This window comes from Archangium violaceum, assembly GCF_016887565.1.
GTDB classification, from domain to species: domain Bacteria; phylum Myxococcota; class Myxococcia; order Myxococcales; family Myxococcaceae; genus Archangium; species Archangium violaceum_B.
The window spans coordinates 771,532-791,841 of the sequence record NZ_CP069396.1; the positions used below are offsets into that span (position 1 = coordinate 771,532).

Sequence of the window (20,310 nt, forward strand, 5' to 3'; positions counted from 1 at the left end):
GTGCACCTCGACCCCCAACCAAGGAAAAGGGATTCATGATTCACGAAGGAACGCGTCGGATGAGGTGGCTCTCCGCCGCCGGAGCGCTGCTGTCGCTGGTGGCCTGTGGACCCGAGGAGGAGAAGCCGGATCCGACCCCGCAGCAGCCCGCGGCCTGCACCGCGGCGGACTACGACACCGGCGTCGACGACGCGGCCGAGCACACCTCGGAGGACGTCGTCGACAACCTCTGGGCCATCACCCCGTCCAACACGCGCCTGTCGTGGAACGCGGACAAGACGGCGGTGCGCATGGTGGCCTGGACCACGTTCACGGGCTACAAGCCGGGCGGCAACACGCTGTCGCGTGAAGTCTGGGTCACCGCCGTGCCGCAGCTCCAGGAGCTGTGCCGGACGCTGCCCGACGACGCGGCCCGCATCGTGCGCATCAACCAGTTCCTCGGCCTTCCCCCGGCCAACGAGTCCGACAACGGACGGCAGTTCGTCGAGATGTGGGTGGATCCGGACGACATGTTCCGGCCCTGCGCGGACCCGGAGATCGACGACTCCACGTGCGGCATCCAGTTCCCGGCCAACGTGACGGCCGAGCACAGGAGCTGGTTCATCAACAACTACGCCTCCAGCTACGGCTTCTGGCAGACGACGCGCTATCCGTGGACGGGGCTCGGCTATACCTACGACTGGTGCAGCCGCGACACGAAGCACGTGGGCGCCAGCGAGTTCGTCATCCGCCCCGGCTCGGTCGTCGACGTGACGGCCATCATCGACCGCGGCACCTACTGCGCGCAGTAGGCGCGTGTGATTCTCCACTCCTTCCCCGACAGAGGATTCATTCCCATGGCAAACCTCACCGTTACCCTCCACATCGACCCCAACAACGTCGCGAACAACCACGCCACCTACGACCCCCCCGACAAGACAGTGAAGTGGGGGGACTCCGTGGTGTTCAAGGTGGTGGGCAGCACGGCGGTCTTCATCGTGAACTTCCCGGATGGCTCGCCCCTGGTCTCCGGCCTCAACAACTTCCAGGTGGGAGGCCAGACGCTCGCCTCGCAGTCCACGCCCCAGGAGCAGGTGGCGAAGGTGCCTGAGCAGGATTACCGCTTCACGGCGACCCCCCAGAGCTCCACACCTCCGGCCTCGCGCCTCGGTGGCGAGTACGACACGCCCGGCACGGTCGCGGGCGATCTGGAGGTGGTGCCGGATACGCGCGGCAACGACGACAAGAAGCCCAAGGGCCGTTAGCGGTCCGCGCTCCTACCGGGAATCGGCCAGCGGCTTGCTCAGGGCGGTGAGCCGGTCCTTCCAGGCCGATGCCAGGTGGGGGTTGCGGCCCAGCGCCGCCTCGAAGTCCTCCCGCGCCCGGCTCCGCAGCGCCTGCTGCTCCCGGGCGTCGGAGGTGTCCCCGGCGAGCTCCGACAGGAGGCTCGCCCGCAACACCCCGGCCTTGGGGCAACTGGGCCGAGCGGTGAGCGCGGCCTCGGCCACCTCCAGGCCTCGCTTCAGCAGTGGGGCGGGGTCTCCCCCGGCACGCCGCCGCCAATCGGCCCACTCCCTGAGGTGGTGACCGAGGGCGAGGCGGAACTCCGGCCGCTCCGGCTCCTGGTCGAGGGCCTGCTGGAGGAACCGGGCCGCCGTCTCGAAGTGCTCCTCCTTCGCCTGCTCCCGCCGCGCCAACCACCGGGCCCGCGTGCCATGCGCTTCCCCGAGGTGGCGCCAGGCATCCGGGTGCTGGGCGTTGCGCTCCAGGGCGTGGCGCAGGGCCTCCTCGGCCTGCTTCAGCGCGGGCTCCGGATCCGCGCCGTGCTTCAGCGCCCAGGAGGCCTGGTAGCCGTGGACCTTGCCCAGGTTCGCCCACGGCTGGGCGTGATTCTTCACCAGCTCGAGCGCCTGCTGGTACGCCTCCGCGGCCGCGCGGAGGGCCGGGCCCGGCTCTTCCTCCCGTGCCATCAGGAAGGTGGCCCGGAAGGCCTCCACCTCGCCGAGGTTGTTGAATGCGAACCACTGCTTGGGCGCCAGCGTCCGGGCCTGCTCGAAGGCCGCGCGGGCCTCGTCGAGTCCCGGGAAGGGGTCTCCGCCCTCCTCCCAGGTGAGCTGCGCCCGCCACAGCAGTGCCCCGCCCAGGCCATTGTGGAGCTGGGGAATCTTGGGGTTGATGGTCAGGCCCTTGCGGTACAGCTCGATGGTCCGCTCCAGCTCCGGCCGCGTGTCTCCTCCATGGTCGTAGAGCCGGTGGGCGAGCTGCTCGTGGACCTGTGCCCCGTAGAAGCTGGCCACGTAGTTGCCGGGGTTGATGGAGAGCGCCCGCTCGAGCGCGTCCCGGGCCTTCTCCAGGTCGCCTCCGCGGTCGGCCGCGCGCGGGTGCGAGGCGCGTTTGAAGTACGCGCTGCCGAGGTTGAGCCACGCCTCCGGCAGGTGCCCGTGTAGTGAGATGGCCGTCTGGAAGGCCTCGATGGCCTGGCCGCGGTGCGCCAGCGAGTCGGCGCCGATCTGATCCTCGTAGTCGGCCCACACCTTGTGGATGAGACCCTGGTCCGTGAGGAAGCCGTAGCCGCGGTCTTCCGGGGCGATGCGCGAGAAGGCCTCGAGGGCCTGCTGGAGCTGCTCGCGCGGGTCCTGCCCCCGCGCCTGCCGGTCGCGGGCGATCTGCCAGAGGACCTCGCCCAGCTCCAGCTGGCCGAGCATCCGGTCCGGGTAGTCGAGGGCGAGCGCCTCGCGCGAGGCGGTAAGGGCCTTCTGGAGCAGCTCCTCCACGTTCTCGCCCTTGCCGGAGCGGTACTCGGCGAGGCGGCGGTGGAAGCGGGACTCGTACACCTTGGACAGGAAGTAGTCCGGGGCCACGGAGAGCGCGCGCGAGATGGCTTCCAGGCCGCGGGTGTAGTGGGTCTGCACGTCCCCCTTGCCGTACAGCTGCATGAGGAGCTGGGCGTACTCCAGCCGGGCCTGGGAGTGGTACACGGCCGGGGAGCTGGCGGCGATGGAGCTGGCGGTGGCATAGGCCTGGCGTGCGGCGTCGTAGTCGGCCAGCGCCCCGTCCTGTTCGCCGCGGTTGCGCCGTTGGCTGCCCCGGACGAGGAGGATGTCGCCGCGCAGCAGGGGCACCTCGTGGAGCCAGGGCGCCGCGTCGCGGGCGGCATCCAGGCGGGAGATCGCCTCGTCGTGGCGGCCCTCGTAGAAGGAGAGGAGCGCGGCCACGTAGGCGGGAGGCGCGGGGACCTCGGGGCCGTCGCTGCGCCGCAGGTACTCGAGGGCGGGGTCGCGGTAGCGGCGCTGGACTTCCTGGCGGCGGGCCTCGCGCTGCTCGGCGTTGCGGATGCGCTCCACGTCCAGGAGTTGCTCCGCGTAGAACTCACCCAGCACCTGCGCCAGCGCCCAGGCCACGCGGGGCTCGCGATAGCCGCGGGCCCAGGCGGACTCGAGCCGCTTGCGCGCCTCGTCCTTGTCCCCGAGGGCGAACAGGACGCGGCCCAGGGCGTAGTTGCCGGGCCCCTCGGCCTGACCGCCGGCCTGGAGCACCTCGGCCTCCAGCATGGCCATGCGCTCGCGCAGCAGCTCGCGGTCGGCCCGCGTGTCGTGCAGCGGCAGCATGGAGATGTAGCGCGCCATGGCCTCGATGCGTTCCACGGACTCGGTGTAGCGGCGGGAGAGGCGCTCGCGCTCGGCCACCTCGCGGCGGGCGAGGACGACCTGCCCCAGGGCGAGTGTCACCACCAGCAGCGTGACCGAGCCGACGGCCACGAGGACGCGGTGCTTGCGCACCTTCTTGCGCAGCCGGTAGGCGAGGCCCGCGGGACGTGCGAGCACCGGCTCACCGGAGAGGAAGCGCTCCAGGTCCTCGGCCAGCGCGCGCGCCGAGTCGTAGCGGGCCGAGCGCTCCTTCTCCAGACACTTGAGGATGATGGCCTCCAGGTCCGCGGGGATGTCCTTGTCCAAGGCACGCGGGGGGCGGGGCTCCTCGGACTGGATGCGGGTGAGCACCTCCAGGGCGTTGTCGCCGGTGAAGGGAGGCTGGCCGGTGAGCACGGCGTAGAGGGTGGCGCCCAGCGAGTAGACGTCCGCGCGGCGGTCGAGCCGGGCCACCTCGCCACGGGCCTGCTCGGGGGCCATGTAGTGGGGGGTGCCCAGCACGGAGCCGGTGGCGGTGACCTCCTCGCGCCAGTCGCGTGCCAGACCGAAGTCCATGACGTAGGGCTGGAGGCTGCCGTCCTCGGTGCGCTCCACGAGGATGTTGGAGGGCTTGAGGTCGCGGTGGATGAGGCCGGCGCGGTGGGCGGCGTGCACGCCCTCGGTGGCGTGGCGCAGCACGAGCACCTTCTGCTCGAGGGTGAGCTCGCGGGCGAGCTGACCCAGGGGCCGGCCATCCACGAACCGCATGGCGATATAGGGCTGCTCCTGGACCTTGCCGACCTCGTACACCTCGCACACGCGCTCGTGGGTGACGCGGGCCTGGGAGCGGGCCTCGGAGAGGAAGCGCTGGGCGAGCTCGGGAGTGCCCTCGCGCATGAACTTGAGGGCGACATTGCGGCGCAGCCGCGGGTCATACGCGAGGAACACCCGGCCCATGCCGCCCTGGCCGAGCAGTCGCACGGGCTGGTAGCGGTCCCAACCGGGAACGGGGAACGCCTCGTCCTGGGAGGAGGCGGAGGGGGTGGGGGTGGAGCCGGTGCCCGCGGGCTTCTGGGTGGGAGGCTCGAGGGGCGGGGGGCCGCTGGGGGCGACCGACTCGCGGGAGACCTCGAGACGGAGCGAGGCGAGGGTGTCCTCGGAGAGCCGGCCGCGCTCCATCAACAATTCCAGGGGGCTGCGCTCCATCCGGAGAGCATCCGAGCGAAGGGAATCCGCCTCGTCCTTGGAGAGGACCCCCTCGGCCACGGCGAGCCGCAGCTCTTCCTCGTACACCCCTGGGTCCGACGCTGTAGTCCGCACGGGGAGAACATACCGGGTGGACCGGGTGGGTCTCCAGCCAGGGGAGGCGCACCGTGTATGCCCCCTCTCCCTCTGGGAGAGGGCTGGGGTGAGGGTATACGCCGTTGGAATGGGGAGTCCCTCTGGGATGACGAACACTCGGATGCTCGCAAGGTGTCCGGAGGGGATGGCGTGGCTACCTTGAGATGAACGTGGGGGGTGACCGGATGGGTCATCTCCGGTTGAATAACGCTAGAGGTTATGAGGGAGCCATGTTACCTATCGAGTCATGGAACCCTTCATCACTCAAACGGACGCTTCCCCAGGGGCACGGGGGCATGGTCTGCTCCCGTCGGAACGCATGACGGTGACGGTCAAGAAGCCCGCGACGTACGAGGATCTCCGAGCCCTTCCGGAGACGGTGGTGGGGGAGATTGTCTCTGGCGAGCTCGTGGCCTCGCCGCGGCCCGCCAGTCGCCATACGCTCGTTACCTCCGCGCTGGGTGGTGAGCTGATCGGGCCCTTCCAGCGGGGCCGGGGTGGTCCGGGGGGTTGGTGGATCCTCGACGAGCCGGAGCTGCATTTCGGGAACGACGTCCTCGTTCCAGACCTGGCCGGATGGAGGCGCACACGGATGCCCGTGCCGCCAGATGAGTCCTTCTTCACGCTTCCGCCGGACTGGAGCTGCGAGGTTCTGTCCCCCTCGACCTCGAGCTTCGATCGGGAGAAGAAGCTGCCGGTGTACATGCGCGAGCAGGTGGGCCACGTCTGGTTCATCGAGCCGCTCACCCAGACGCTCGAGATCTTCCGGCGCGAGCATGATCGCTGGGTGCTCGCCAACAACTACGTGGGAGAGCAACGAATCCGGGCGGAGCCCTTCGAGGCCATGGAGCTGGAGCTCGAAGCGCTCTGGTTGCCCGCCAATACCGGGAGGTGAGGGCGGTATCGCCCCCCACCTCTAGAAGGCGAGGCCCAGCTCCAGCAGTCCCAGGTGGACGATGGGGCCGACGGTGGCGAAATCCGTCCCAAGTCCCACGCCTGGCTCCAGCAGGGACACGCAGCTTCCCCGGTCGGAGCAGAAGCGGAAGGGGGCGAACACCACCGCCAGCGCTCCGGCGGGCCCGCGAGGGGAGGTGGGAGCGCCCTCGGTACGCAGCGTCAGACCATCGCCTCGCAGCACCGACACGGTGGCGAGCATCGAGGGGGACCATGTGCCGCCGCGCTGCACGCCCGCGCCGATGCGCACCTCGCGCACGTTGCCGAGCAGTCCCATGTAGCCCACGTCCACCTGGAGGATGACGCGGTCCTTCAGCACGCCGCGCAGGCCCACGCCGCCCCCGACGCCACCCATGGCCCGAGTGGGCGTGACCAGGAGCGAACCGCCGCCGCGCAGGTAGACCGAGACCCTATCTGGCGGAGGAGGGGGAGGAGGTGGAGGTGTGGCGGGAAGGACCACGGGCGCGACCAGCGCGGCGGTCACGACCTTCGCCACGGAAGCAGCGGTGGAGGCAGGAGCAGCGGGAGCCTTCTTCGCCGCGAGGGCGCGAGGGGGAAGGAGACACAGGGCGCCGAGCAGCAATCCCAGGAGACACGCCTTCATCGGACACCTCCCGCCCAGTAGGCGAGCGACACCGCGGAGAGCCGGACCACGTCGGAGAAGAACGCGGGGTCGAGCGTCTCCGGCGTATCCGTGCGTTGGTGGTAGTGGGGGCTGCGCAGGTCCGTCGAGTCGTTGAGCAGGAGCGCGGGCGTACCGTCCAGCCAGAACGGGGCATGGTCGCTGCGCAGGAGGTCTCCGGTGAGGGGCCCGTTGCCGTTGCCGGGAGCGCCGAGGGTCATCATCCGGGTGAGGTCCATGCGCTGGTGGAGCTGCCACAGTTCGTCCAGCTGCTGGGAGGCGGGCGAGTTGGCGAGGGCGAGGATGAAGTCCCCGGTCGTCGGGAACGAGAGGGGAGGCACGGAGCGCTGCGAGCCGGGCGAGGTGCTCCGGTAGCCGATGCTGTCGAGGACGAGGGCGACGACGATGTGCTCGTCCCTGGCGAGGTCGGCCACGTACCGGGTGCTGCCGACGGAGCCGAGCTCCTCCAGGTCGAAGCCGACGAAGCGCACGGTGCGGTCGAAGGAGCGGGTGGAGAGGACACGCGCCAGCTCCAGCACGGCGGCCACGCCGGTGGCGTTGTCATCGGCCCCCGCGTGGAGGGCGTCATAGTGCGCGCCCACCAGGACCACCTCGTGGGGGCTGCGGGTGCCGCGCTTCTCGGCCACCACGTTGACGACGTCGAGGTCCCCATCTCGCGAGACGTGCTCGGTGAGGGTGAGGCCCAGCGCCGCCAGCTGGTTGCGCAGGTACGCGCGCGCCTTCTCCCGCGTGAGGTGGCACAGGGGATTGCTGGGAGAGGGCGGGGTGACCCCGAGGCGAGCGCAGTCCATCGGAGTGTCGGAGCGGTGTGCCGCCACCACCGCGTTCACCGTGGCCATGAGTCGCGCGGTGTCCACGGAGGTGGCGAGCTCGGGCAGTCCGGCCAGCCGCGCCTCGTCCAGGGCGGGTGGGGTGGAGGAGTCACAGCTCGAGGCCAGCGCCACGGTCAGCAGCGCGGGGAGGAACATCGGGACGCGCATCACAGGACACCTCCCAGGTACAGCAGGCCCACCTGGAGGCGGAGGGCCGAGCCGGGGTCCTTCAGTGGCGTGGCGGTCTGCAGCTCGGCGGCGCTGAGGGTGAGGGGCCCCAGCACGAAGCGCAGCGGCGCGAGGGTGATGCCGGCGTAGAAGGGCCCCATGCGGTCCTGCAGCGCGCCGGAGAGGCCGCGAGGATACGAGGGGCTCTCGATGGAGCGCCGCAGCCGGGTGAAGCCACTCACCCCCACCTCGGGGCCGAGCGCCGGGGACCAGGGCCCCACCTTCGCCACCAGCTGCACGCGCCCGTAGGCCTCCAGCGGCAATGTGACACTGTCCGGCACGCCCACGCGCACGCCGATGCCGAGCCGCACGGCCTCGGGCAGCTGGCCCAGCCGCAGCTTGCGATGGTAGGCGATGTCCGCGGTGTGGTGCGTCGCGCTGGAGCCCTGGGACGCGAGGTACTGGAGCGAGGTGACGCCCACGGTGAGCTCGTGGCGCGGGGGCGTGGGAGGAGGCTTCACGGGTGGCGCGGGTGGCGCGGCGTGGGCTCCTCCCGCCAGCAGCGCGAGGAGCGCGGCGGGCACGCGGCCCACCCTTTTCGGGACGTCCGTCTTGGCGTGTCTCATGGAATGCGTGGCCTCCCCCCGAGGGAGCGCGGCACGCACGGTGCGCCGGCTTCCCCCTCGATTCCACGGTACTCCCGGTCTCCGCGCGCCCGTCCCTCCCCAAGGGCGGAGAGGGTTGTTCAGAAGCCGAAGCGCGGCGCGTCACGGCACTCTCGAAAGGACAGCGGGGGCCCCCCGAGCCGGTGGACCCCCGCTGGGCACTACCCGACGTTTCCCGCGCTCAGCGGCGGCTTGCGCGACGCAGACCCAGCAGTGCGAGGAAGGCCAGCCACGAGAACGAGGGGGCGGCGCCGCAGCCACCACCGGCGAAGCTGCGGGTGTCCTCCACCGTCCACGTGTACTGAGCGGGCGAGACATCCACGTTGCCCGCGCGGTCCACGGCGCGCACGCTCAGGGTGTGCTCGCCGAGCCGGACATCGTAGGTGTCCTGGCAGGGAGCGTAGGCGCCCCCGTCCAGGCTGCACTCGTAACGCACGCCCACCTCGGTCGAGTCGTAACCGAACACCGCGATGTCGTCCTCGCTGCTGGCGGGCGGGCTGCGGGTGATGAGCGTGTCGGGCTGCTGCGTGTCGAGCGTGAAGGAGACCGGAGTGGAGGCCGGGCTCGTGCTCCCGTTGCCCGAGGAATCCCGGGCCGTGGCCGCCACGGTGTGCGGGCCATCGACGAGCGGCTGGGAGGGCGTGCAGCTCCACCTGCCAGTGGCATCGGAGGTGGCGGTGCAGAGCACCGTGTCGCCCTCGCGCACCGTCACCGTGTGGCCCGCGTTCGCCGTGCCACTGAGGGGGGGCGTCGAGGTGGCGAGGTGGGAATCCGGCGCGGGGCCTGTGATGACGGGCGCGGCCACGTCGATGGCGCAGGTGTTGCCGCAACTGTCACCATTCGACAGGTTGCCGTCGTCGCACACCTCGGAGCCCACCACCACGCCGTCACCGCACCAGGTGCGGCAGACGCTGGGCGCGCCGCCGCAGGTGTAGCCGCTCTCGACGAGGCAGGTGCCGCCGCAGCCGTCACCGCGGGTGGTGTTGCCGTCGTCGCACACCTCGCCGGCCTCCCGGATGCCGTTGCCACACGTGTGGAAGCACACCGTCCCGGGCGCGGGGCACCGCCAGCCGGTCTCCACCTGGCACGAGCGGTCGCAGCCGTCGCCCGTGGAGCCATTGCCGTCGTCGCACCTCTCGCCGCCCGCCATGATGCCGTCGCCGCACAGGGTGGTGCAGGTGCTCGGAGCCCCGCTGCAGTTGTAGCCGGTGTCGACGCGGCAGCCCGGCGAGCAGCCGTCGTCCGCCTTCGTGTTGCCATCGTCGCACGTCTCGTTCGCCTCCAGCTTGCCGTTGCCGCAGGTGTTGGCGCACACGGACTTCCCGGCTGCGGGAGTGCTGCAGGCGTAACCCGGCTCGACACGGCACTCGGTGTCGCAGCCATCCTTCGACGTCAGGTTGCCGTCATCGCACTGCTCGCCGGGGTTCACCGTGCCGTTGCCGCAGGTCCTCGCGCAGGGCCAGCCGGCCGTGGGGCACGCATAGCCCGGCTCCAGGGCGCAGGCGTTGGAGCAGCCATCACCCTGGGTGGCGTTGCCGTCGTCGCACGACTCGCCCGCGTCCATGCGCCTGTTGCCACACAGCCTGGCGCAGACGGACGGGACGCCCGTGCACTCGTGGCCGCTCTCGATGAAGCACGCCGCGTCGCAGCCGTCGCCCGCGGTGATGTCGCCGTCATCGCACTGCTCGCTCGGGTCGAGGGCGCCGTTGCCACAGCTGGTGACGCAGGGCTGGCCGGCCGTGGGGCATGCGTGGCCCGCCTCGACCCGGCAGCTCGCGTCGCAGCCGTCGCCCGCGGTGGTGTCGCCGTCGTCGCACTGCTCGCCGGGGTTGAGGGCACCGTTGCCGCACGTGGCGTCAGACGCATCCACGAGGAGGTCGCTGGCGCCGGTGCTGGACCAGCCATCGCCGTGCGAGACGTCCGGGCCGCAGCCGGTGAGGGTGAAGAGGAGGGCCAGTGAGAGGGCCGCCACGGAGACTCCCGTGCGCGATGGGGTGGAGCGTGTATCCATGGAGGTCGGTCTCACTTCTCGAGGGTTTTGGCGGCGGGGGCGCCCTGCCGGGTCTTCACGTCCACGGCATCGCCGACGATCTTGAACTCCACGCGGCGGTTCTTCGCGCGGCCTTCGCTGGTGTCGTTGTCCGCGATGGGCCGCGTCTGGCCGAAGCCCCTGGGCTCCAGGCGCTCACGCTCCACGCCCTTGCCGATGATGTACTTCACCACCGCCTCGGCACGGCGCTGCGACAGGTCCAGGTTGTACCCGGCATCACCCTCGTTGCTGGTGTGGCCCTCGACGCGCAGCTTCATTTCCGGGTGCGTCTTCAGGATGGACGCCACCGTGTCCAGCAGCTCGTGGCTGCGGGGGCTGAGGATGTCCTCGTTCTGCTCGAAGAAGACGGGCTCGCGCATGCGCAGCTGTCCCTCGTCGATCCGCGCGAGCTGCTTGTCCTTGCAGCCCCCGTTCTTCTCGGTGCCCTTCTCGTCCGGGCAGTTGTCGAGCCGGTCGACGAGGCTGTCCCCATCGCGGTCCTTGTCGGGGCAGCCGCGGTTCTCCTGGATGCCCGCCTCGTTCATGCAGGCGTCGGAGCGGTCGGCGATGCCGTCCTTGTCGTTGTCCGGCTCGGGCTGGTCCTCCACGCGCGGGTTCGCCGGAGGGGTGCTCTCCGGCGAGTACGTCACGCCAGCCAGCACGCGGAAGGCCGGCGTGCCGGGCGTCTTGCCGAAGCCGGGGCCGCCCATGGCGTACACCTCCACGGGGCCCACGGGGGCCCGGAGGCCGAGCAGCACCTCCAGCGACGAGGGGGCGCGCGTCATGGGGAGCGTGCCTCGCACCAGCAGCTCCTCCTTCAATCCGAACAGGGCGGCCGAGACGTTGAGGCCACCGTTCACCTCGACGCCCAGCTCGTCCCGGGGTGTCTTCACCTGGGGCGAGAGCGCGTACGTCCGGGTGCGGACGAGCGCGCCGACGTCGGCGCCCACGCGCCATGCATCCCCGAGGCGCTTGCCGAGGCCCACGCGTGGCGAGAAGACGAAGCCCTGGTCGAGCGTGAGGGCCTCCGCGCTACCCACGGGCAGGGCGGCGCCGAGGTGCAGTCCGAGGTCGAGGGGGCGTCCGTCGCGCTCGGAGAAGAGGTTGGCGCGCGCCTGGAGCCACGGGGTGCCGAGCGCGAATGACTGGGGCGTGGCCAGGCCCACCGTGGAGACGTTCGGGGCCCACTGGCCGACGATGGGGAGCTGGGCACCCAGCTCGAGCCAGTCGGTGACGGACCAGGCGCCGCTCAGGTGCGCCGTCACGCGGTGGGAGATGATGGTGGCGCTCTCCGTGCCGTGTTCGAAGAGCACCAGGGGCTTGTTCTCCCAGTGGCCGGTGAGGGAGAGGCGGTACTGGCCCTTCCGCGTCAGGTCGCCGGTCGACAGCACGAGGCTGTCGCGTGCGCCGGGGTTGAGTTGGAGTCGCTCCAGCTCGAAGCCAGGGATGCGTTGCGACTGGGCGGATGCGGTGAAGGCCCAGAGCGCCAATGTTCCACCGAGCCACCCTTGAATCTCTCGCGAAGGCAAAGGGATCCCCTCCACTGCGGTTCGGAGCCACTGGAATTCAGTGACCCGGGCGGGTGCGCAGCGTAGCCCACGCCGCGGTGGCTCGGGCCCAGCATCTTGGAGGAGCGCGGCGGCTACGGCGTGCGCGTGCCGTTACTTTCATGCCAACGACAGGCAGGGGCTGGAGCGGCTGTGCCGCTACGGAGCACGCGGAGCGCTGGCGCTGGAGCGTTTGTCACGAGCGGAGGACGGCCGCATCGCTTGGCGGATGAATCGCACGCTGCCGGACGGCACCACGCACCTGCTCTTCACCGGGCTGGAACTTTTTACGGCGTGTGGCGTCCCTGGTGCCTCCGCCTCGGGCAAACCTCACGAGGTTCCACGGCGTCTTCGCTCCAGGCACGAAGCTGCGGCCATTCCTGGTCCCCCAAGCAGCAGCGGAGGAGGCGAGCATGGCGCCTGAGGCAGCGGCCAGGAAGGAGCCGAAGAAGGAGAGGACGCCGCGAGTGGACTTTCGCGGAGTTGCTGAGGAGGACGTTCGACTTCGACGTGCTCGCCTGCGTGAGGTGTGGAGGCAGGCGGCGGAATTGGCGTACGTGGAGGGAGCGGGAGGGGTACGCACGATTCTGGAGTCTCAGGGTTGAACGGATTGCGGCAGACGGCCCCGGTCCTTGGAAACGGGCATGTAGCACTTGCCCTGATACTCGGCCTGGGTCACGGAGCAGGGAGGACGCCGAGCGAGTTCCATCCAGCAACCCCCATTGATTGCGACTTCATCCGCCTGGGTCCTGCATGGAGCCTTCGCCTGGTTGCGGAAAGGCTGCGCGGGCAGCGGGTAGGCAATGCTCGGTGTCTGCGAGTCCCCCGTGCTGATCAAATCCGGTGCATCGGTTGGGGTGGGACCTTGGGATTCCACGCCGGGCGAGGTGGGCTCCGGGTGTTCGGGCCCACTCGCCCCATGCAGCCAGACGCCCAGGCTCAACGCGAGCACGGCGAATCCCGCGACGGCACGCGGGCCCCACCGCTCCCAGCGGCTCACCCGCCCTCCCACCACCCGCCCTCCCACGAGGTGGGCATGCACCTGGGCGTTGTCCTCCACGCGTTCGACTGCGGCGGTCATCAGCACGAGGATGTCCGCCAGCTGCGTCACCTGAGCTGAGGCGGGCGCATGCTCCACCTCCAGCGTCACGGACGGCAGCTCCGGATCGCACGTGAGCCGCACCCGCCAGGGCCCCTCGGGTTTCCATTCCACGCGCGCTCCGGGCAACAGCGTCAGTGCCGCTCTCCCCGTGCCCACATGCCGCGCTTCATGGAGGCTTCCCAGGTCGAGCCCTACCTCTTCGTATCTCCTGCCGAGCTGGAAGGGCCCCGTTCCACCGTCCTTGCCTTTCTTCTCGTTCGCCACGTGCTGTCCCCTCATGGATGAGCGCTTCACGCCCGCCCAGGGGAGCGGATTTGACCCCGTGAGTCAAGGTGGTCAACGAGTCCTGTTGGGTTCGTTGGTGGAAGGCGGGCGGGCGCACCTCGGGGTCTGTCTACCGGCTCCACCCTCGCCGCGTCCCTAACGGCCGGCTCGCCTACACCATCCCGAAAGCCGAGCCGATGAAGGGCGTCATTCCTGCCATGGGCGAAGTGGGGTGAGGAGGCCGGCCTGGACGAGGCGCTCGGAGACATCGAGGGCCAACGCCACGTGGGGGGGGCTGGAGGCGGTGAGGCGCTCGGGAGTGAGGATGACGAGCGTGCCCTTGTCCTCCACGGGCTCGACCTGAACGGGTGAGGGCAGGGGCGGCAGGGGGCCGCGGCGGTGGGAGAAGTATGTGAGCCAGCCGACGAAGGTGCCGGCCCTGGCGGATTTCGGTGCCACCAGCCCTCGATGCTCCTGGGAGGTGGCGACGCCCCATTCAGGCTCGAAGGCCACGGCCATGGCGCGCAGTATCCGTGCGAGTACGGGCGTCTGGAGCACGCGCTCCGCCGCGGAGCCTTGATCTGGCGGCTCGAACACACAGGAGTTGGAGACCCTGACCGATGCATCGCCGCAGAGCAGGGAGAGGCGACTCGCTGCTTCGTGAGTTGCTCCATTCCATCCGCTCAGCGAGAAGCCATCCGTGGCGAAGCGTCCTTCCTCCTGCGCTTGCTGGTTGAATACATTCGCGAGACTCGCCGCATCGGATTCAATGCGGTACCGCAAAGCCTCCTCGAGGGTTCGGCCCTTTTTGAACCAACGAGCGAGGCTCGGGTCGCATGAAGCGAGCAGGCTGAAGAAGGCTTCCGCTCGCTCAGCACAGGCCTCGGCCGTTTCTCGCCGTGTCAGCCAGTACGCTCCAACGTAATACGTTTCCTTCATGGGATGACCTCGATGTCGAGGCCTTTGTTCTGGAATTGTCCACGCATGAAGTCCGCGACCTCCCGCTCGGCGAAGTGCCACTGGATGGGAGTTCCGTCGGCCGCCTTGAGTTGTCTTTGGGCCTGATCGAGCAGTTCCTCGACGCCTTCGAACCACGGCCTGCCCTCCATCTTTCTGAGGAGTTCCCGGTAGCCGGGACCTTTGACCTCCAGGAGTACGCCGTTCTTGAATCCGTCGAAGTCCACGAAGTCCTTGGGCCCCGGGCCCGTGCGGACACGGTAGACCCAGCCCTCTGGAGCGCCCGTCTTCTGGGACTGGAAGCGCTGGGCCTCCTCGCTCATGCGCTCCTCTTTCTGAACCCACTGGCCGGGTCCCTCGGGGGGCGGAGACCAGGATTTGCTGCCCCCGGTCACCTCACTGCCCTGCGCCATGAGGACGATGGATACCGACGTGGCCCCGGTCCCGACCGTCGCGGTCACGGCTCCAGCGGGTACTACCACCTCGTGCACCGCCAGCGTGCCCCTGGCCGAGAGGGTGAGCACTGGCAGCCGCGTGGCCGAGGCCAGTCGTGGCCCCACCGTGGCAGCACCTCCCTGGAGCGTCAGCACATGGGTGGCCAGCCGTGCCGCCTCGCGAATCTGGTCCTCCAGGTTCATCGTCCCATAGCGGGCGAAGTATTCCGGAGAGCTGGAGATGAGACCCGCCACCGCCGAGGGAAGGTGGGTCAGGCCCGCCAGGGTGCGAGCTGGCTCGGTGAGGAGGGCTGCCAGTCCTCGCGCCATCTCCTCCAGTGCGGCCTCCGTTTCCAGCAGGGCCGCGGTGGCCGGGTCTCTTCCCAGAGCGCGTTCGCCCACCGGTGGGGACTCCTGCTTGCGCAGGGCCTCATCCACGGGGAAGTAGACGCCTCCTGCGTCGAAGTAGAAGGCGCCCACGCGCATGCGCTGCACGTACAACTCCCCCTGCTGGAGGGTGGTCTGTCCCAGCCAGGAGATGGGCGTGCCGGTGAGCGCCACGGCGCAGTAGCCATCCGGTCGGGCCACCACCAGGCGGCGGAAGCGCGCGGTGCGAGCGAGCAACTCGGAGTAGGGCAGGGGTTGGCTGGTGGCGGAGGCCTCGCGTAGCAGGCGCGCCAGGGTGGTGCGGGGCGCGAAGGTCCTCAGGTTGGCGGGGCCATCCACGAGCCCCCGCCAGAGGGCCTGGGCCTTCTTCGGAGTGAGGGACTGGCCCAGAGGCAGGTGGGCGGACTGCGGCAGTCCGCTGTGCCGCAGGAGCACCTGGAAGTCATCCGCCTCGGCGGCGAGGGCACCGGAGGCCAGCAGCAGCACGGCAGCCAGGAGCGCGGCGGATGTCATCAGCCTCATGGCTACATGCTGACAGGCGCCGCGCGAAACAGCCATACAGACTGGCCGAGTCGATGAAGGGCGTCATTCCTGCCATGGGCGAAGTGGGGTGAGGAGGCCGGCCTGGAGGGAGGATTGGCTCCATGACTTCCGCGTCGATGCACGTGGCCATTGCTACTTCGCGAGCACCACGGACTTCGTGCAGGCGGACACGAACAGCTGAGTGGTTCAACAGCTCCTTGCGAGGCCACCGCGTTGGAGACCGCGTCCATCGAGGACTGGGACGAGAACGCCGTGGCCCACATCCTCAGCAGCACGGCGAAACCAGCCCACCACCTTGCGTGAAAAGGGGTCCAGGACGACCGCCAGAGACGTCCACGCCAGGTCTCGTTCTGGCTCGAGTCCCGCGGTTCGGGTCCTTTGACACTGTCTCGGGGTCTCGGTGACACTGTCTCGGATTCGAGTCCTTTGACCGCGTCTGGGGCTGTTGTTTCGAACGAGGGGAACAGATGCGACAGGTTCTGGGATGGGTGACGCTCGCGGTTCTTTGCTGCGCGGCGGGAGTGTCGGTCGCGGAAGAGAAACCAGACCCGCGGCTACAGGAGGCGCAGTCGGCCTTCGACGAGGCGAAGAAGCTCCAGGACACCGGCGAGTACGCGGAGGCCATTGCGCGGGCCGAGCATGCGCTGGAACTGCGGGAAACGGCACTTGGGGGCACACATCTGGATGTCGCCGCTTCGCTCAACATGGTCGCCACCCTCTACTGGAAGCAGGGGCTGTACGACCGGGCCGAGCCGCTCCTTCTGCGCGCGCTCGCCATCCTCGAAGCGGCTCTCGGCAAGAACCATCTCACCGTCGCCTCCTCGGTCAACAACCTCGCCAACCTCTACAAAGCCCAAGGGTTGTGCGACCGGGCCGCGCCTCTCTACGAACGCGCGCTCGCCATTCGGGAGGCGGCCCTCGGCAAGAACCATCCCGACGTCGCCCAATCGCTCAATAGCCTCGCCCAGCTCAGGCTGGCCCAGCATCGCCTTGACGAGGCCCTCCCGCTGTTCACGCGCGCCTTCGTCGTGTCCGAACTGCGCCTGCGCCACGAGGCGCTCGATTTTTTCCGAGGCGCGTCTGGCCAGCTTTCTCCAGTTTCTGCGCCGCGACGAGGAACGCCTCTATGCGCTGCTGCGCGCGCATCCAGACGACGCCCGCGTGAGACGCCTGGCCCTGGGCGCGGCTCTTCTCCTCAAAGGCCGCTCCGTAGAGGAGACGGCCGACATCTCCCGTGCTGTCTACCGGAGCCTGGGCGCGAAGGAGCAGGACACCTTCGAGCGACTACGCGGGCTGCGCACCCAACTCGAGCGTGTCGCCCAGGCCCTGCCCAAGGACGGCGCCCTCGTCGAGTTCATCGCCTACGGGGACCGCCCGCTCGTGTCCAGACCCGGCACGCCCGAGTCCCGGCGGCCCAGTCAGCTGCGCTACCTGGCGCTGGTACTCTTTCCAGACACGACCATTCGCACCCCTGCTTCCGCTGCTGGGAAAGACTCGCCGCCTCTTCATCGCACCGGATGGCCAGCTGGCCCTGGTGCCCTTCGCCGCCCTGCACGACGGGAAGCAGTTCCTCGTGGATACCTTCGACTTCACCTACCTCACCTCCGGCAAGGACCTGCTGCCTGGCTCCCAGGAGACAGCTCCAGCGACCTCCGTCGTCGTCCTCGCCGACCCGGCCTTCGGCGCGCCACTGCCAGCATCCGCTTCCTCCCCGGGAGGGGCTTCGGAGCGCTTCTTCTCCACGCTGCGCGAGAGCCCGGCGCAACGAGCCTGGGACGTCGCCCTGCTGCCAGGCACCCGCCAGGAGGCCGAGAGCATTCAACGTCTGCTTCCCCAGGCCCAGCTCTTCCTGGGTTCCGAGGCCACCAAGGAGCGGCTGCTGCAGCTGCCTCCCCCCGGCATCCTCCATCTGGCCACTCACGGCTTCTTCCTCGAGGACACCTCCGCTCCCACGGGCTCCCGCGCCGTGGGTAGCTTTGGTTCGCTGGGTGATGCCACTCCCGCCTCGCGCCCACCGGATCCCCTGCTGCGCTCCGGCCTCCTCCTCGCGGGGGCGCGCGCCCCGGCCCCTGGCGCCTCCAGCCCCAACCAGCCCCCGCCCGAGAGCGCGCTGGTGACGGCGCTGGAGCTGGCCGGGCTCGATTTCTGGGGCACCCAGCTGGTGGTGCTTTCCGCCTGCGATACGGGACGAGGGGACGTCAAGCTGGGCCAGGGAGTCTACGGACTGCGCCGAGCGCTCGTGGTGGCCGGAGCGGAGACAGTCGTGATGAGTCTGTGGAAGGTGAAAGACGACACCACGCAGCAGCTGATGGAGGCCTACTACCGCAACCTGCTCGCGGGGAAGGGGAGAGCCATCGCCCTGCGCGAGGCCATGCGTTGGCTGCAGGCCACGAAGCCCCATCCCCACTACTGGGCACCCTTCATCGTGCTGGGCCGAGACGCCCCTCTCCGCGCGCTGGCACCCCTCTCACAGGAGCCACCGGCGCCGTAGCCCGTTCACCGTCGACCGTGCCCGTGGGCTGGAACGCTCCCTCCTGCGGCACCGGGCGCCGGCTCGATGAGAACGGCGGTGCTCGCCACCGTGCCGTCGTTCCACGGACGGGGCCCGGCGTGAAACTAGGGATCCCCGAAGTGACCGCGATACTCCGCCGAGTTGAGGAACCCGTTGATCACCCCACCGTAGTCATGGGTGTTCTGCAAGTAGGGGAGCCAGAAATTGAACCCCGTGGACTCGGGCTGGCGCTTCAAGAAGCCGGTATAGCAGCGCCAGACATAGGCGTCCTGGAACTGCGGATGGCCAGGGATCATGCCCTGGGCGTTATAGTGCTCTGGCGAATCGAAGACGCTGCGCGCCATGTAGAGCTGTCTGGCTCTCTGGCAACTGGTGTCGCTGCCACACGCCTCCAGGTAATCGAACCCGCCATACAGTTCATCGTGCGTTGGGGCCCGGTTGAGCAGATCCCAATAGATGGTCTGCACGTAGAAGAAGTTGTCGTCGAGGGCGTTCCAGGCAAGAGCCAGGCCGGGCGTGAGGGATGCGGCGGCGATGAGGACTTGAAGCAGGCGGACAAAAGAGCGGTGCATGAGTGGGTCTCCGTTGATGTACTCGTCAACAGGAGCCCGCGAAGTGGAAAATCATGCAGGAAATCCGCGAGCACACCGTGGAGGACTTCGACCAGGTGAGCGCCACATGGCTGTCCGTCAAGTACGCCTTCCCCGAGCATCGGCACGCATCCGCTTCCTTTGCGCACCAATGCCCGGCCGCTCATGGAAGCTCTGACGCCGCCCTTGAATTTCCCCTGGGAAGCGACGTCGACGAAACTCGCGCCGGCGAAGAGCACGAGCGCGACACACGAACTCATTCCGACGCCCGGGGGCCGAGACCGGAGCGTCCGGGCTCGAAACAGGAAGACCGTGAAACATCGGATGCACGGCTGGGGGGCAGTGCTTTTGGGCGTTCTGGTGGGCTGCACGACTCCCGAGGTGGAGACGACTCGCTCGCTGAGACCCGCGCCGGATGAGGTGACGCTGACGCAGCGGGAGGGCTGGCCCGGGGCGGTCCAGGTCCGACCCACCGGAGATGCCTTCCATGGAGAAGTCCTGCAACTGGAGGCGGACCCGAAGGGCCGCATCTGGCTGCTCCGGAGTGAGAGGGCGAAAGACTCCTCCGACCTGGACGCCGTCACGACGCTCGAGGTGTACGGGGCGGACGGCCGGAGAGCGCTCGCCCTGGCACGGGAGGAGGGGGTGCTCCCCTGGAGATTCGCGCTGCACCCCAGCGGCGAGGTGACCCTCTTCGAGCTCGTGAAGGCCCCCGGGGCGCGCACCTATCGCCTCCGGCTGAGCCGTCTCTCCCCCGAAGGGGCCGTTACGAAGGAGCGCCTCTTCGAAGACGCGGGCCGCGCGGAGGAGCGGCTCTACTACGACCTCGACCAGCAGCAGATCCTCTCCATCTCGACCGACACGGACCCGCGGGATGTGTGGCCCTCTCCCAAGCACGCACGCCTGCGCGCGGTCGTGCTCGGTGAGGAGGTCGTCTTCATGGCGATGACCCATGGGGTGAAGCTGTACCGGTTGGATGCCGCGCTCCAGACGCGGTGGAGCTCCCAGGTCATGCCCGCCAACTACTGGAACGCGCTCCTTCACTCGGACCAGGAGCAGCTCGCACGGGATGAGCAGGGGAACCTCCTGGTGGCCTGGAGCATGTTCTCGAGCGAGGCGGAGGCATACCGTCTCCACTTCGGGCGCGCGCTGCCCTGGAGGGGTGGCCGCCGCGACATCGTCGTCCAGCGCTTCGGGCAGGACGGACAGTTCCAACTCGCGCAGACCTTCGGGCGGGAGGGGAACGAGGAGGAGCTCGCGGGCCTCGCCGTCCACCGGGGGGAGGTGGTCCTGGGCGCGATGGAGAACCTCCTGAAGTCCGACCGACCCAATGACACCACCGAGTGGGACCTCGTGCTGATGCGCGGACGCCTGGAGGACGGTGCGCTCTCGCTCCACCGGACGCTCGACATCTCGCGGGAGGATTGGCTCCATGACTTCCGCGTCGATGCACGTGGCCATTGCTACTTCGCGGGCACCACGGACTTCGTCCAGGCGGACACGAACAGCTGGGTGGAGCCCGGCAAGGGCCTGCTGCTGAAGACGGATGAGAACGGGGAGCAACTCGGCCGCCTGGAGCTGACGGGGACCCGGCACGTCGAAGTCACCCACCTGGCGTTCCGCCCCGACGGGACGCTCCAGTTCGGCGGCACGACTGATGGCCCCCTCACGCACACGCCGCTCGACGAGTGGTTCAACGAGACGGTGCTGGGCCTCGCCTCGTTCTGATGAGTCCGCGGGCGGGTGGGCGTCGATTC

15 protein-coding genes and 1 pseudogene are annotated in these 20,310 nt (G+C 69.4%); 6 read left to right on the forward strand and 10 right to left on the reverse strand.

Annotated elements, in window-relative coordinates; all coding sequences use genetic code 11:
* Nucleotides 1-35 precede the first annotated feature (35 nt).
* The gene (locus JRI60_RS03335) at nucleotides 36-791 is read left to right on the forward strand and encodes a hypothetical protein (protein ID WP_204224425.1); all 756 of its coding nucleotides are present in this window, start codon (nucleotides 36-38) and stop codon (nucleotides 789-791) included.
* Nucleotides 792-836: 45 nt separating this feature from the next.
* Entirely contained in the window at nucleotides 837-1,244 is a 408-nt protein-coding gene (locus JRI60_RS03340) for a hypothetical protein (RefSeq protein WP_204224426.1), read from the forward strand.
* A gap of 12 nt (nucleotides 1,245-1,256) precedes the next feature.
* On the opposite strand, the gene JRI60_RS03345 is transcribed toward JRI60_RS03340, so the two are convergent.
* On the reverse strand, nucleotides 1,257-4,925 hold the full coding sequence (locus tag JRI60_RS03345) for a serine/threonine-protein kinase (protein WP_239470315.1): 3,669 nt from the start codon (nucleotides 4,923-4,925) through the stop codon (nucleotides 1,257-1,259).
* A 340-nt stretch (nucleotides 4,926-5,265) separates the two neighbouring features.
* Between JRI60_RS03345 and JRI60_RS03350 the strand changes: the two genes are divergently transcribed.
* Nucleotides 5,266-5,841 carry a Uma2 family endonuclease gene (locus tag JRI60_RS03350; RefSeq protein WP_204224427.1) on the forward strand — a complete coding sequence of 192 codons (576 nt, stop codon included), beginning with the start codon at nucleotides 5,266-5,268 and terminating at the stop codon, nucleotides 5,839-5,841.
* Between the two features lie 21 nt (nucleotides 5,842-5,862).
* Here JRI60_RS03350 and JRI60_RS03355 read toward each other — a convergent pair whose 3' ends face one another.
* The 5 genes from JRI60_RS03355 to JRI60_RS03375 form a co-directional block, all read right to left on the reverse strand.
* Nucleotides 5,863-6,504, reverse strand: coding sequence for a hypothetical protein (locus tag JRI60_RS03355; protein ID WP_204224428.1), 642 nt, complete (start codon nucleotides 6,502-6,504; stop codon nucleotides 5,863-5,865).
* Nucleotides 6,501-7,523 (reverse strand): M20/M25/M40 family metallo-hydrolase, encoded by a 1,023-nt coding sequence (locus JRI60_RS03360; RefSeq protein WP_204224429.1) that lies wholly within the window; start codon nucleotides 7,521-7,523, stop codon nucleotides 6,501-6,503. Before JRI60_RS03360 ends, JRI60_RS03355 begins: the two co-directional genes overlap by 4 nt.
* Nucleotides 7,523-8,149, reverse strand: coding sequence for a hypothetical protein (locus JRI60_RS03365; protein WP_204224430.1), 627 nt, complete (start codon nucleotides 8,147-8,149; stop codon nucleotides 7,523-7,525). Before JRI60_RS03365 ends, JRI60_RS03360 begins: the two co-directional genes overlap by 1 nt.
* A gap of 220 nt (nucleotides 8,150-8,369) precedes the next feature.
* Nucleotides 8,370-10,199 (reverse strand): DUF4215 domain-containing protein, encoded by a 1,830-nt coding sequence (locus tag JRI60_RS03370; protein WP_204224431.1) that lies wholly within the window; start codon nucleotides 10,197-10,199, stop codon nucleotides 8,370-8,372.
* Nucleotides 10,200-10,210: 11 nt separating this feature from the next.
* Nucleotides 10,211-11,746, reverse strand: coding sequence for an OmpA family protein (locus tag JRI60_RS03375; protein WP_204224432.1), 1,536 nt, complete (start codon nucleotides 11,744-11,746; stop codon nucleotides 10,211-10,213).
* A gap of 40 nt (nucleotides 11,747-11,786) precedes the next feature.
* Here JRI60_RS03375 and JRI60_RS52975 point away from each other — a divergent pair, with 40 nt between their 5' ends.
* Entirely contained in the window at nucleotides 11,787-12,188 is a 402-nt protein-coding gene (locus JRI60_RS52975; RefSeq protein ID WP_275439095.1) for a transposase, read from the forward strand.
* Between the two features lie 171 nt (nucleotides 12,189-12,359).
* Here JRI60_RS52975 and JRI60_RS03390 read toward each other — a convergent pair whose 3' ends face one another.
* From JRI60_RS03390 to JRI60_RS03400, 3 genes are all read right to left on the reverse strand, one after another.
* A complete protein-coding gene (locus JRI60_RS03390; protein ID WP_204224434.1) occupies nucleotides 12,360-13,130 on the reverse strand; it encodes a hypothetical protein in 771 nt (256 codons plus the stop codon).
* A gap of 207 nt (nucleotides 13,131-13,337) precedes the next feature.
* The gene (locus JRI60_RS54935) at nucleotides 13,338-14,069 is read right to left on the reverse strand and encodes an immunity 52 family protein (RefSeq protein ID WP_204224435.1); all 732 of its coding nucleotides are present in this window, start codon (nucleotides 14,067-14,069) and stop codon (nucleotides 13,338-13,340) included.
* Complete coding sequence (locus JRI60_RS03400) at nucleotides 14,066-15,430, reverse strand: Tox-REase-5 domain-containing protein (protein WP_204224436.1); 1,365 nt, start codon at nucleotides 15,428-15,430, stop codon at nucleotides 14,066-14,068. Before JRI60_RS03400 ends, JRI60_RS54935 begins: the two co-directional genes overlap by 4 nt.
* A gap of 620 nt (nucleotides 15,431-16,050) precedes the next feature.
* Between JRI60_RS03400 and JRI60_RS03405 the strand changes: the two are divergent.
* Nucleotides 16,051-17,942 (forward strand): annotated as a pseudogene (locus JRI60_RS03405) (CHAT domain-containing tetratricopeptide repeat protein); the annotation flags it as partial.
* A 125-nt stretch (nucleotides 17,943-18,067) separates the two neighbouring features.
* Here JRI60_RS03405 and JRI60_RS03410 read toward each other — a convergent pair.
* Entirely contained in the window at nucleotides 18,068-18,535 is a 468-nt protein-coding gene (locus JRI60_RS03410) for a DUF4214 domain-containing protein (protein ID WP_204224437.1), read from the reverse strand.
* Nucleotides 18,536-18,934: 399 nt separating this feature from the next.
* On the opposite strand from JRI60_RS03410, the gene JRI60_RS03415 reads away from it, so the two are divergent.
* Nucleotides 18,935-20,281: a hypothetical protein gene (locus JRI60_RS03415; protein WP_204224438.1), complete on the forward strand. Its 1,347-nt coding sequence runs from the start codon at nucleotides 18,935-18,937 to the stop codon at nucleotides 20,279-20,281.
* The last annotated feature ends 29 nt before the right edge of the window (nucleotides 20,282-20,310 follow it).

Coding starts and splice junctions, on each gene's coding strand:
- JRI60_RS03335 (WP_204224425.1), top strand. CDS start 36: ATGATTCACGAAGGAACGCGTCGGATGAGGTGGCTCTCCGCCGCCGGA.
- JRI60_RS03365 (WP_204224430.1), bottom strand. CDS start 8,149: ATGAGACACGCCAAGACGGACGTCCCGAAAAGGGTGGGCCGCGTGCCC.
- JRI60_RS03360 (WP_204224429.1), bottom strand. CDS start 7,523: ATGCGCGTCCCGATGTTCCTCCCCGCGCTGCTGACCGTGGCGCTGGCC.
- JRI60_RS03355 (WP_204224428.1), bottom strand. CDS start 6,504: ATGAAGGCGTGTCTCCTGGGATTGCTGCTCGGCGCCCTGTGTCTCCTT.
- JRI60_RS54935 (WP_204224435.1), bottom strand. CDS start 14,069: ATGAAGGAAACGTATTACGTTGGAGCGTACTGGCTGACACGGCGAGAA.
- JRI60_RS03400 (WP_204224436.1), bottom strand. CDS start 15,430: ATGAGGCTGATGACATCCGCCGCGCTCCTGGCTGCCGTGCTGCTGCTG.
- JRI60_RS03370 (WP_204224431.1), bottom strand. CDS start 10,199: ATGGATACACGCTCCACCCCATCGCGCACGGGAGTCTCCGTGGCGGCC.
- JRI60_RS03410 (WP_204224437.1), bottom strand. CDS start 18,535: ATGCACCGCTCTTTTGTCCGCCTGCTTCAAGTCCTCATCGCCGCCGCA.
- JRI60_RS03350 (WP_204224427.1), top strand. CDS start 5,266: ATGACGGTGACGGTCAAGAAGCCCGCGACGTACGAGGATCTCCGAGCC.
- JRI60_RS03340 (WP_204224426.1), top strand. CDS start 837: ATGGCAAACCTCACCGTTACCCTCCACATCGACCCCAACAACGTCGCG.